We start from the raw sequence: 13,559 nt of genomic DNA, 5'->3' as shown, positions 1-13,559 counted from the left end.
CCTGACTTTGGTGGTGTATATTTAGCATCAGCATTAACTGATATGTTTGGAAAAGTAGATACAAAGATTCAAATTCCAACATATTTAGAGGAGGTTTTCGTACAGGTTCATAGTGTTGGTTTTGCCAATCAGAAAATGATAAATGTGGCACCACATATAAACGCGGAATTTGGTGGTGTACCATCTGGGAGATCTATTAATAATAGTAAGCGAATGAATTTCGATCCAATTCCTATTTCCGATAATTATTATTATATGGGCAGTTTTAATGAGGGGCATTGGAAGGGTTTGCCTCATTATCTTGAGGATGAGGGTGACGACTTAAGTCAAGAATTCCTCAATAGTGTAAGTGCCTCACTTCCTGATAGAAGAGTGCCTTGGTATAATCCAGAATATTTAACCACAGGTAATGAACTTGATATTGAGGTAATAGAACAGAGTGAAGTGTGGGTAACTTTTGTTAGTGAGGGTGCAGGCTATCGTAATGCATTAGGATACTACGTCTTTGAAACCAATAATCCTCCTGCCAACCTTAGTGAAATAGATTCAATTTTCGTTGTGTTACCAAATGCATCGTTGGTAAATTCATATGGGGAACTTAATGCAGGGGACAAAATAAAATTAGGGGATTTTAATCCTGGACAGACCATTTCATGGGTACTCTTTCAAAATGCATGGACAGGAACAGGAGTAGATGTTAATGCGACAAAGTTTTTCTCAAGGATTGATTTCAATACGGTAGAAAGCGATCCAAATAAGCGTCAACATACTGTACAATTAGCGGATTTTGGTAATCAAATACTATTGAATGGTTTTGAGGATCAAACACGTTCAATTGGAAGTGATGATGATTTTAATGATTTAATTTTTTATGTTTCAGCGAATCCATGGGAGGGGATAAATACAGGGGATATTCCAATAACAACTCCTGTTACAGATAGCGATGGTGATGGTATTACAGATGAGAATGATGATTTTCCTGATGATCCCTTAAGAGCACTTCGAAACACATATTCGGGTTCTTTGGCCTTTGAAGATCTTTGGCCTGCTGAAGGCGACTATGATTTTAATGATATGGTAATTGATTATGAAATAGATCATATTTTAAACGGTAATAATCTTTTGGTAGATATAGAGGCTGAGTGGACTATAAAAGCGCTATTTGCAAGTTTTGATAATGGTTTTGGGATACAATTAAATAATCTTGCATCTAATGATGTAAATAGCGTCAGTGGTGTGTATATAAATAATGGATTAATTTCTCAAAACGGGAATGGTACTGAAGCCAATCAGGAAAATGCAACTGTTATTATTTTTGATAGCGCCTTTGATGCGGTTCAGAATTCAGGTAGTCTTTTCCCTCACACATCACCAACAACAATCATAAGCACTACGATTAATTTTGATCATCCAGTTTCTCAGAGTATAACTGGATATCCGCCGTATAATCCATTTATTTTTGTTAATGGTAACCGAAGTAAGGAGGTGCATTTACCAGGTCGAGTGCCAACGGATCTTGCAGACTTAAGTTTTTTTGGAACATCTTCAGATGCAAGTAATTTTGATAATGGGTATTATTATAAGACTTCGAACGGATTACCCTGGGCAATTAATATCCCAGAATCATTTGATTTTCCTAATGCCGGTATTCCAATCAGTGATGCTTATTATAATTTTGCATTATGGGCTATAAGTGGGGGAAATACCAATGAAGATTGGTACCGTAATCTGCCTGGAAATAGAGATCAAAATAAAATCTATTAATACAAGATATTTTTTAGTTTACGAGTAACGAATTTGTATTGATTTCATGCGATGACTACGATATTATATGGGTCTATTAATGATATCTTATTACAGATTCAAAGACTTTAACTTTTTGATTGTTGTTGGTGTTGTTGATCTAAGTCCAAATGATAAAGGTTATTCTGTCCTCAACAAAACTTTTATATACATGTTGCAAAAAGATTACTAATTTTAATGCATCTAAAATTATAAAATGCATTTCAAGAAAATACTGCTACTCTTTCTTTTTGCCTCAGTTTTATTTGGGTGTTTGGAAATGCGTATGCCAAATAACACTTCTCAAATTATTCCAATTCCAATCGACCAAGAAATTACGAACAATCAATTTATTTTGGATAGTTTTGTAGGAATTAATGCTTCGGAAGAATTTCAGGTATCATCTTCGTTTTTGAAAAATTTCATTGAAAATGGAAGCTCAATTGAAATTCAAAATTCTAATGAAATTGAGTTTATTCAAGTCGCAACATTAAAGCCAGAAGCATATGAGCTCAATATCCAATCAGAAAAAATAAGTATAAGAGCGTCGAGTGACGTAGGAGCATTTTATGCAGTACAATCCCTGCGACAGTTATTGCCAGTTGGTTTTGAGGATGGAACTTACGCGGATTCAGAAGTTGCCATACAATGCCTAACCATTAAGGATCAACCAGAATTCTCATACCGAGGTATGCATCTCGATGTCGGAAGACATATGTTTTCTGTGGACTTTATAAAAATATATATCGATGCCTTGGCCATGTTAAAGATGAACACGTTTCATTGGCACCTAACGGAAGATCAAGGATGGCGTATCGAAATAAAGAAATACCCAAAACTTCAAGAAGTGGCCGCTTATAGAGATGAGACCTTAGTCGGTCATTATAGCGATCAACCACATCAGTTTGATGGTAAAAAATATGGTGGTTACTATACCCAAGAAGAGGTTAGAGATATTGTTGCCTATGCTGAAAAACGTTTTGTGACTATAATTCCAGAGATTGAAATGCCTGGTCATAGTCAGGCTGCAGTAGCAGCTTATCCAGAATTGGGATGTACCGGAGAGCCTGTACAAGTAGCCAAAAAATGGGGAGTCTTTGAAGAGATTTATTGTCCTAATGAGTTTACATTTCAGTTTTTAGAAGAAGTATTAGATGAGGTTATGGACTTATTTCCTAGTAAGTATATCCATATTGGTGGAGATGAGGCGCCAAAAGCCAGATGGAAAAACAGTGAATTTTGTCAAGATTTTATCAAAAAAAATAACCTTAGAGATGAACATGGTTTACAGAGTTATTTTATTCAGCGCATGGAAAAATATCTTAATTCTAAAGGCAGACAAATTATTGGCTGGGACGAAATTTTAGAAGGTGGCTTAGCACCAAATGCTACAGTGATGGCTTGGAGAGGTTTAGAAGGTGCTGTTGAAGCTGCCAAAGCAGGACACAACGTTATTATTACACCAACATCACATTGTTATTTTAATTATTATCAGTCAGATAATGACGATGAACCGTTAGCTATAGGTGGCTTTTTACCTTTAGAAAAAGTGTATAGCTTTAATCCCATACCAGAAGAATTAACTGAAGAGGAAGCTAAACATGTTTTAGGAGCTCAAGGTAATATATGGACAGAATACATGCCGAATTCTGATAAAGTTGAGTATATGATGTTTCCGAGGGTTCTAGCTTTAAGTGAAGTCGTATGGTCAGTTCCAGAAACAAGAAATTATAAGGATTTTGTGTCTAGAGTTGAAAACTTTTATAAGCGATTAGAGGCGTTAGGTATGAATTATGCGAATCATTTGTACGAAATTGAAGGTGAATTAATTTCTAATGGAAAGGGAGTGGCTTACCAAATGCAAAAGTCAACGGAAGGAAAAACAATCCGATATACATTAGATGGTCTAGAACCAACTATAAATTCTAAGGTTTATAAGAATCTCCTACCTATTACAAAAAGTGTGAATTTAAAAGCGGCTGTTTTTGATGCAGAGGAAAAATTAGGAACAACCTTTTCTCAAGATATTAATTTACATAAAGCGGTTGGTGCTAAAATCACAATTAATAAAGAATCACATAAAGCCTACTCTGGTAGCGGAGCAGCAGGTTTAATAAATGGTATTAACGGAAGCGACTCTCGTTATGGAGATAAAGAATGGCTAGGATTTTGGGGAGAAGATATTTGGATAGAAATTGAATTCGATAAGCCTACTGATGTAAACAATATTTCAACTCGATTCTATAATGGAAATGGACAATGGATTTATGCTCCCAAAAGTATTGCCGCAACATATTACTTTAGAGATAAGGCTCCAACAGTTTATAAACAAATTGAACCAACAGGATTATTGGCAAATGTTAATTTGAATCTAGATATCGATGAAGAAATTATGGATGTTACTAAAATTCATATCAGAGTTGAAAACTATGGAACAATACCAGAAGGCAAACAAGGTGCTGGCAATAAAGCTTGGACATTTATTGATGAGATAGTTGTCAATTGATTTGTTATTCCTGAGCAGGCAGGAATCCACTTTGAAATAATAAGTATTAATTAATGAGATTCCCTTTATCACGGTAAATACTATGAAACTAGAAATCTGCGTCAACTCATATCAATCCGCAAAAAATGCCTGCGACGCAGGAGCACATCGCATAGAATTATGTCAAGAATTGTCTGTTGGAGGCATTACGCCATCATATGGTTTATTAAAACAGGTGATTAAAAATTTAGATATTCCTGTTTTTATTTTAATTAGACCTAGAGGTGGAAGTTTTGTGTATTCAGAGGACGACTTCGAAATTATGAAAAGAGACATTCAACTCTGTAAGGATTTGGGATGTCAAGGTATTGTTTCAGGCATTTTAAATGCAGATAAGACCATTGATATTGATAGAACAAAGCAACTAATAACTCTTTCTAGGCCATTACAATTTACATTCCATCGTGCGTTTGATGAAGTTAAAAACCCGAAACAAGCATTAGAACAACTGATTGAATTGGGAGTAGAACGTGTGTTATCTTCAGGGCAAGAAGTTTCAGCAGAAGAAGGACTTAACTTATTAAAAGAACTCAATAAAATTTCGAATGGAAGAATTACAATTTTGGTAGGAGGAGGAGTAAACTCAAATAATGCAAATAAGTTTAAAACTAATGGACTAGAAGAAATTCATGCTTCAGCTTCAACTCATTTAGAAGGGGATAATTCAGTATTCTCAAGACCAATAACCTATTCCGATCCTCAAAAAATAAAAGCCATTTTAAATGCGATATCAATATAATTCTGTCATTTCGAGCGTAGTCGAGAAATCTTGGCTAACTCTTATTCTATTGTGTTTTTGTTGTCAACCAAAACATGACGTTCCAGTAACTATGGAATTAGATAGTAATTGGCAATTCAAAAAAGTTAAAGATTCTATATGGCAATCAGCAACGGTTCCTGGTAATGTATTTTCAGATTTGTTAGATCATCAATTAATTGAGGACCCATTTATAGGTGACAATGAAAAAGACGTACAATGGGTTTCAGAAACCGATTGGGAGTACAAAACCACATTTACTATTGATAAAAAAACGCTCCAAAAAAAACAGATAGAACTCAATTTTGAAGGTTTAGACACCTATGCTTCTGTTTATTTAAATGATAGTATAATTTTAAAAGCAAATAATGCCTTTAGAGCATGGAATGTTGCTGTAAAACCACTTTTAAAACTTTCTAATGAATTACGAATAGTTTTTGAATCTACCTCAAAACAAGAAAAAATAGAAAAAGAAAAGTTGCCTTATGAATTGCCAGAAGGAGAACGCATTTTTACCAGAAAAGCGCAATTTCAATATGGTTGGGATTGGGGACCAAAATTAAATACTTGCGGGATTTGGAAACCAATAAAATTTACAGCTTGGAATAATTATAAAGTTGATGATATACATATTAAGAATAAATTTATTAATGATTCTGTTTGCTCAATACTCTTAGATTTAAAAAAAATCTCAACGGTTGAATTAGACAAAAAATTACGTTATGAAATCTATGTTAATGATGTTTTGACTAAAACATCTCATGAAATCTACAAAGGCTATACATGGATTACTAAAGTTCAAATAAAAAATCCAAAACGCTGGTGGTCGCACAATTTGGGTGAACCATATCTCTATGATATAAAAGTTATCGTTAAGGATAATGATAAAATTCTCGATAGTATTTCAGTTAAGCATGGCATAAGAACCATAGAGTTAGTAACTGAAAAAGATGGTGTGGGAGAATCCTTTTATTTCAAAGTTAACGACGTACCAGTTTATTCTAAAGGGGCAAATTACATTCCGCAAAATAGCTTTCAGAATAAAGTAACAGATAAACACTATGACAAACTATTAAATGATGTTGTTGATGCTAATATGAATATGCTTAGAGTTTGGGGTGGGGGCATTTACGAAAATGATGTGTTTTATGATCTATGTGATAAAAAAGGCATCTTAGTTTGGCAAGATTTTATGTTTGCTTGCGCTATGTATCCTGGTGATAATGACTTTTTAGAGAATGTAAAACAAGAAGCTGTTACTAATGTAAAACGACTTAGAAACCATGCGTCAATTGCTTTATGGTGCGGTAATAACGAAAACTCAGAAGGTTGGCATCGTTGGGGCTGGCAAGCTGATAGAAACGAAGAAGAAAAAGCTGAGATTTGGAGCAATTACCTAAAAGTATTTGATTCTATTTTACCAATTACTGTTACCCAATTAACAGATACAGATTATTGGGAATCATCTCCAAAATACGGAAGAGGTAATCCAAAATATAAAACAGAAGGTGATGCACACGATTGGTGGATTTGGCACGATGTCTACCCGTTTGAACATCTTGAAGAAAACATACCACGTTTTATGAGTGAGTTTGGCTTTCAGTCTTTTCCGAGTTATGAAACTATTAGGTTTATCAATCAAAGTGATTCGATTGAATTAGCTTCAGATAGTTTTAAGAACCATCAAAAACATTCTAGAGGATTTCAAATTATCGAAGATTATATGAAGCGCGATTTTCCTGTTCCAGAAACTCCAGAAGATTATGTTTACATGAGTCAACTTTTACAAGCTTACGGTATTACAAAAGGTATTGAAGCACAAAGAAGGGCTAAACCATACAACATGGGTACATTATATTGGCAACTCAACGATTGTTGGCCAGCAGTATCTTGGTCTAGTATTGACTATTTAGGAAACTGGAAAGCATTGCATTATAAAGCCAAAAATAGTTTTGAGAATGTGTTAATTTCAAATGAGTATTATCGAGGACAAGGAGTTTTGAATACTACAGTAATTAATGATGGGTTGATTACAATTAAAGATACTTTGAAGTTAAGAATTGTAGATTTTGATGGAAATGAATCTTACAAATTAGACAAAGTGATTACCGTGAGTAATAACTCTAATTATAATATAAACTTAAAGCTATATGAACATGATATTGCGAATAGTCGAAATAGAATGGTTATTACAAAATTTGGTGCTAGCGTCAACTATTTTTATTTTGATAAACCTAAATATCTTTATTTAAAGCAACAACCAATCGAAAGAGAAATTGTAAAAACAGCTGAAGGATTTGACATCAAATTATTCAGTAGTACATTTCAAAAAGATGTGTTCTTATTTATAAACCATAAGGGTCATTTTTCAGATAACTTCTTCGATTTATTACCAAATGAGTCTAAAACAATTCAATTTAAATCAGAGATGAATAAACTAGAGAATTTGCAAATAAAGAGCTTTAACAATTTCATAAGATAAGCTGCAGAGCATATTAGTATCTTTGCGAATTAAATTATATATATGATCCGTTGGTTAATCTTTATTGTAATTATTGGAATAGCTGATTTTTACGCTTTTCAAACTTTAAGAACCTTGACCAAAATCAACTGGTTTTATATTATATACTGGATTATAACTATCATTATTATAGGTAATTTTATTTATCAGTTTTATGGTTTTAGTAGAAGTGATGGCTTTTCTCATGCAAATGCTTACGCAATAGGATTTTTAATAGCAATGGTTGTACCTAAACTTATTTTGGTATTAGCTATGTTAGGTGAAGATATTTTTAGAGTGCCTCAGGCCATATATAGCTATTTTACTCAAAACAGTAATGTTCAAGTAGATCATTTTCCCGCACGTAGAAAATTTGTGAGCCAGATTGCTTTAAGCTTGGCCGCATTACCATTGGCCTCAATATTATATGGTATATATAGAGGAAAATATAATTTTAAAGTTTTAAACTACACCTTACATTTTGAAGACCTACCTGATGCTTTCGATGGTTATAAACTAACTCAAATCAGTGATATCCACTCAGGAAGTTTTGATAATATTGATAAGGTTGAATATGCGATTGATTTAATTAACGATCAACAATCTGACATTATCCTCTTTACTGGTGATATGGTAAATAATAAGGCCACAGAAATGGAACCTTATATCGATATATTTAAAAAGCTGAAAGCTAAAGATGGTATGTATTCTGTATTAGGAAATCATGATTACGGTGATTATGTGAAATGGGATTCTGAAGCTGACAAAAAACAAAACTTAGAGAATTTAAAAACTCTTCAAAAAGATATAGGTTTCGATCTATTATTAAATGAAAATCGATTTATAGAAAAAAAAGGTGAACGTATTGCTTTAGTTGGTGTAGAGAATTGGGGAATAGGGGGTTTTAAACAGGCTGGTGATTTAAAAAAGGCCTCTGAACAGTTAGATAAAGACGATTTTAAAATACTAATGAGTCATGATCCAAGTCATTGGGATGCTGAGGTTGTTAATAGTGATTATCATTATCATTTAACATTGAGTGGCCATACGCATGGTATGCAATTTGGTATTGAGATACCAGGTTGGTTTAAATGGAGTCCTGTAAAATGGCGTTATAAGCATTGGGCTGGTATATATAAAGCGTTAGATCAATACATAAATGTAAATAGAGGATTTGGTTATTTAGCATTTCCTGGGCGTGTAGGTATATGGCCTGAGATTACAGTAATAGAACTCAAAAAAGGGAAGAAATAAGCTTAATTACTTAGAATTGCTTATTTTTATATAGCTCATTAAGAACTTACTAGAGTTTACTATTAAAATTTTATGTAGGTTTGTATATATCGGGTTTGACTTAAAACTATCACGCATGTCAAAATTTGGGGAATTAATAGATATAGATATTCCTGTTCTATTAGACTTCTATACAGATTGGAATGATCCTTCTGTTGCAATGCATCCTGTTCTTAGAGATGTTGCGGCTGCACTTGGTGATAAAGCCAAAGTGATAAAGATAGATGTAGATAAAAACAAGGAACTTGCCGAAGCACTGCGAGTTAAAGGCCTACCTACTTTAATCATCTACAAAAATGGCGAAATGAAATGGCGTCATAGTGGTGAACAAGATGCGGATACATTAATTGAAATTATCCAAGAATATTTTTAAATTATAAAGCTTTAAAAACATAACCCTGTTCGCTATAATAATGTAATATTTTTGGTAGTACATATTTTAAGTTTCTTGAGGCTTTTAGGCTATCATGAAAGACAATAATACTACCTTCCTTTGCAGCTGTAACAACATTATTATAACAAGTATCTTCATTTACAGAACTGTCCCAATCATAAGATAAAGTATCCCATAAAATAATGCGATAACCTCGTTCTAGCAGTTTTTTACTCTGTTTGTTTTTAAACTTGCCATATGGAGGTCTAAATAGAGGAATAGAATTAGCAGCTTCAAATTTCTGAATTACTTTTTCAGCCTTTAAAACATCTTTGTAGTAAATTTTAGTTTTATGTTTCCAACCCTTGAGGTGATTGTAAGTATGATTGCCAATGGAATGACCATCAGAAATTATATTTAGAAAAACTTCAGAGTGCTTTTCAATATTATTACCAATACAAAAGAATGTAGCTTTAGCATTGAATTTTTTTAAGCTTTGAAGCACCCATTCAGTAATTTCGGGTGTTGGTCCATCATCAAAAGTAAGATAGAGTTCTTTTTTATCCGTATGGATATTCCAGACAAAATTCGGAAATATTGTTTTTACAAATTCTGGGGTTTTTGCCGGAATTATCTGCATACAATTTTACTCTTCTGGTGTTATGTTTTTAATAGTATCATTAATTGTAGTTTTTAGGTCAATATTCTCAGATACTTCAGGTAGCTCATCTTCACTGTATCGATTCATTAATTCATCAAAAAGCCCTAAATAACTATTAAACTTCTTAGTCTCTTCTAAAGCAAAATCTTTATCATTATAGATTACTAAAATATCGATCAAAGCTCTGTAACGCTGAATATCTAAATAAATATCTTCACCAACTTTGCGCTCTTGATTCTTTAGAGAGAGATTACAGTAATACATTAAATTTTCTTGATATTTCTTAGCCACATCTTTATAAAGCGCTCTTCCTTTTTCAACGTTTCCTATTTCATAATAGGCACTTACATAAGGCTCAAGTAAGGAGTAAAACCCAAATTTATCAACTGGCATTTTTGCCATAGCGATATCAGCAATTTCTTCTGCCTTATCTAACTTATCTTCATTTATAAGTTGTTCTATTAAACGTGCTAAATTACCTCGATATGTAATTCCGTTTCTTCTAGTTTCAATATCATGATAGATATTTTCTCCACTTCCTCCCCATTCCCAAGATCTCACCATGTCATACATTAAATCTGGATCTACGCGCCCCATGTCATAAGGATTTGCTCTGTCGACAGGTGTTTTAATTGGGACTAATTTGTAACACATACCATCTAATTGTAAGTAGTCTTTTAACCAAACATAGTCATCAGCACCAAAGGCTCCACCAGTAAAATAAATTGGTCGCTCCCAATTATTATTAGCTATAATATCGAGCATTAATAGTCGATTCTTATAAATATAACTACCTTCTATTTGAGCGTACAAATTATCTTCTATTTTATCAGCATCTTTTGGTTTAACAATACCATTTTTAAGAACTACATCTTTATTAACAGGGATACTAATAGAACGTGTAGGAAAATAATTAGAGTTTAACAAATGACTAGGATATTGTCTTGGATCTTCGCCTTGCTTTTCAACAACATATCTAAATTTAGTACTTGGTTTTTCACTAGCAACAAAGTCCATAAAGTTATTAATAGGTATAGTATCATTTGTTATTTCTCTTCTAATAAGAACATCTCTATTACCACCACGATATTGTTTATGCGTTAATTGTGAAGGAATTGGGTCACTTTCGTAAGCTTTACGTTTCATTTGGTCTATATACCAATCGGTTTGAAATAAACTCGTATTTACTACACGAACATCAGTACGAACTCCTTCTATTTCTTGCAAGTACCATAATGGAAAAGAATCATTGTCTCCAATGGTAAATAGGATTGAATTTGGCGCACAAGATTCTAAATATTTTCGAGCCATAGCATTAGCAGTGTACTTACCCGAACGATCATGATCGTCCCAGTTATTTGCTGCTAAAATTCCTGGAACAATAATTAGGCACGTAAAAGTTATCGCAGGTGCTAAAAATTTAGACTTTACACTAGATTTCAAAAGATCATAAATGGCATAAACACCAAAGCCTATCCAGATAGCAAATACATAAAAAGAACCTACAACAGAATAGTCACGTTCTCTAGGTTCAAAAGGTCTAATATTTGTGTAGAATTGAATAGCTAAACCAGTTAACAAGAAAAATACCAGTAATACCCAAAAGCGTTTCATATCAGAATAAATTAAGAAAGAGAACCCAATTAGTCCAAGTAATAATGGTAAAAAATAATATGTGTTTCTTGCTTTATTCTCAACGACTTCAGTAGGTAGATTATCTTGAGACAAGCCAAGGTGAATTTCATCTATAGCTTTTATTCCAGAAATCCAATTTCCATTAAAGTCATCATATTTTCCCTGAATATCGTTTTGTCTTCCTGTGAAGTTCCACATAAAGTAACGCCAATACATATATCCAAACTGGTATTGAAACATATAAGCTAAATTATCAATAAATGATGGCTGTTCTACAATTAAATCTTGTTGTCCATAACGTCTTAAAAATTGATCGTAGTCTTCATAGTCTACTTCTCCATTAGCAATACGCATTCTAAAATCATTTATGATTTCATCTAATTGCCTTTTTCTACTTAAAGCATATTTTCCTGCATCTTCTTCAGGATAACCTGCATCGATTGCTTCATTATATGCACGCCTTTGTAAATTTGGATCTAGTTTAAAGTCAATTAATCCAGTAAACATCATGTAGTTTTCAGCATGCTCACTACTCCACATTCTTGGCAGAATTGAAGCATGCTCATGATTGTAGTTTTGCTTAGATTGTTCCCAATCGTTTATAATAATATACTTGCCTAGCTCGTCATCTCGTTCGTAGTCCTTTTTTTCGTCAACAAAGGGTTCGTCTTTATCAGCTCCAGAATAAATTTCTGTAAACTGAGGCCCATAGAATAAGTGTGTTTCAGGATATTGCTCTAGATTATAGTATGCTAAAAGCTCTCTTGCATCAGAAGGGTCATTTTCATTTATTATAACTTGAGCATTTGCACGAATAGGAAGCATCATCCATGATGAAAAACCAATAAAAATAAACATAAGGCAAAGCACTAAAGTGTTTGCATGCAGCATGCCTTTCTTTCGGGTGTAATTTAGTCCAAAGTAGAATAAACCAATCACTAGTAAAGCAGTAATAATAGTTCCAGAATTAAAAGGAAGCCCTATGGAATTCACAAAAAATACTTCTAAATAACCAAAGAGTTTTAATGTAGAAGGCAATAACAGTTTAAATATAAAAAGTAATATAGCTGCAGAAACGATATTAGCTATTATAAAATTTTTGACTGTAATAGTTTTATAATTTTTAAAGTAATAGATTAATCCGATTGCTGGAATAGTCAATAAGCCCATAAAGTGAACACCAAAAGATAACCCAATTACAAAAGCAATAAGAATAAGCCAACGATTACCTCGAGGTTTATGCATGTCTTGTTCCCAACGTAAAGCGAGATAAAACATCACAGCCATAATTAATGTTGCCATGGCGTATACCTCTGTTTCAACTGCATTAAACCAAAAAGAGTCAGTAAATGTAAAAGCTAAACTACCAACTAGAGCACTACCTAAAATAGCTATTCCTTTACTTGAGCTAGAATCTTTATCGTACTTCACCAACTTAACAAGAAGGATACTAATGGTTAAAAACATAAATAAAATAGTGAAGGCACTAGATACTGCGCTCATCATGTTTAGTAACATTCCAATTTGGGAAGGTTCTAAAGCAAACATTGAGAAAAATGCACCTAACATTTGAAACAAAGGAGCTCCAGGAGGGTGTCCAACTTGTAATTTAGATGAGGTTAAAATATATTCTCCAGCATCCCAAAAACTAACAGTTGGTTCTATGGTAAATCCATAAACTGCAAATGCTACAGCAAAAGCAAACCATGCTAAAATATTATTCCACTTTTTGAAGTTAAAATCTGTCATGAAAACCTTAGGTATTGATGCTGGCGAATTTACTAATAATTACAATACAGCAGACATTTTTAAGTTAACGTTAAGTAATTTCAATTATTTTCTTAGATTTTTTTTGTCCAAGTGAAACTTTGTTTTAAATTTGCACCCTCATTTTAAGAGATTGGCCCATGGTGTAACTGGCTAACACATCGGTTTTTGGTACCGAAGAGTCTAGGTTCGAAACCTAGTGGGCCAACAAAAAATCCTAATCATAACTGATTAGGATTTTTTTAT

At 33.2% G+C, this 13,559-nt stretch carries 8 protein-coding genes and 1 tRNA gene; 7 read left to right on the top strand and 2 right to left on the bottom strand.

The features are described 5' to 3' along the window. Nucleotides 1–42: 42 nt before the first annotated feature. The 6 genes from WPG_RS04520 (at nt 43) to WPG_RS04495 (ending at nt 9,250) form a co-directional block, all read left to right on the top strand. Nucleotides 43–1,764, top strand: coding sequence for an LruC domain-containing protein (locus tag WPG_RS04520; protein WP_052471149.1), 1,722 nt, complete (start codon nt 43–45; stop codon nt 1,762–1,764). A 235-nt stretch (nt 1,765–1,999) separates the two neighbouring features. Beyond that, nucleotides 2,000–4,288 (top strand): beta-N-acetylhexosaminidase, encoded by a 2,289-nt coding sequence (locus WPG_RS04515; protein WP_045469903.1) that lies wholly within the window; start codon nt 2,000–2,002, stop codon nt 4,286–4,288. 82 nt (nt 4,289–4,370) lie between these two features. Beyond that, a complete protein-coding gene (locus tag WPG_RS04510) occupies nt 4,371–5,066 on the top strand; it encodes a copper homeostasis protein CutC (protein ID WP_045469901.1) in 696 nt (231 codons plus the stop codon). A gap of 91 nt (nt 5,067–5,157) precedes the next feature. Next, nucleotides 5,158–7,566 carry a beta-mannosidase gene (locus WPG_RS04505; protein ID WP_231850251.1) on the top strand — a complete coding sequence of 803 codons (2,409 nt, stop codon included), beginning with the start codon at nt 5,158–5,160 and terminating at the stop codon, nt 7,564–7,566. Nucleotides 7,567–7,608: 42 nt separating this feature from the next. After that, on the top strand, nt 7,609–8,838 hold the full coding sequence (locus tag WPG_RS04500) for a metallophosphoesterase (RefSeq protein WP_045469899.1): 1,230 nt from the start codon (nt 7,609–7,611) through the stop codon (nt 8,836–8,838). Nucleotides 8,839–8,953: 115 nt separating this feature from the next. Next, nucleotides 8,954–9,250 (top strand): thioredoxin family protein, encoded by a 297-nt coding sequence (locus tag WPG_RS04495; protein ID WP_045469896.1) that lies wholly within the window; start codon nt 8,954–8,956, stop codon nt 9,248–9,250. A 1-nt stretch (nt 9,251) separates the two neighbouring features. Here WPG_RS04495 and WPG_RS04490 read toward each other — a convergent pair whose 3' ends face one another. Both WPG_RS04490 and WPG_RS04485 read right to left on the bottom strand, forming a co-directional pair. Continuing rightward, complete coding sequence (locus WPG_RS04490; RefSeq protein WP_045469893.1) at nt 9,252–9,890, bottom strand: polysaccharide deacetylase family protein; 639 nt, start codon at nt 9,888–9,890, stop codon at nt 9,252–9,254. Nucleotides 9,891–9,896: 6 nt separating this feature from the next. Continuing rightward, complete coding sequence (locus tag WPG_RS04485; RefSeq protein ID WP_045469890.1) at nt 9,897–13,295, bottom strand: DUF2723 domain-containing protein; 3,399 nt, start codon at nt 13,293–13,295, stop codon at nt 9,897–9,899. A gap of 152 nt (nt 13,296–13,447) precedes the next feature. Here WPG_RS04485 and WPG_RS04480 point away from each other — a divergent pair. After that, nucleotides 13,448–13,521 (top strand) — tRNA-Gln (locus WPG_RS04480). The last annotated feature ends 38 nt before the right edge of the window (nt 13,522–13,559 follow it).

Origin of the sequence: Winogradskyella sp. PG-2 (assembly GCF_000828715.1) — a bacterium.
GTDB lineage: Bacteria > Bacteroidota > Bacteroidia > Flavobacteriales > Flavobacteriaceae > Winogradskyella.
The sequence above is the reverse complement of the archived record's forward strand: the minus strand, read 5'-3'. Positions and strand labels throughout refer to the sequence as shown.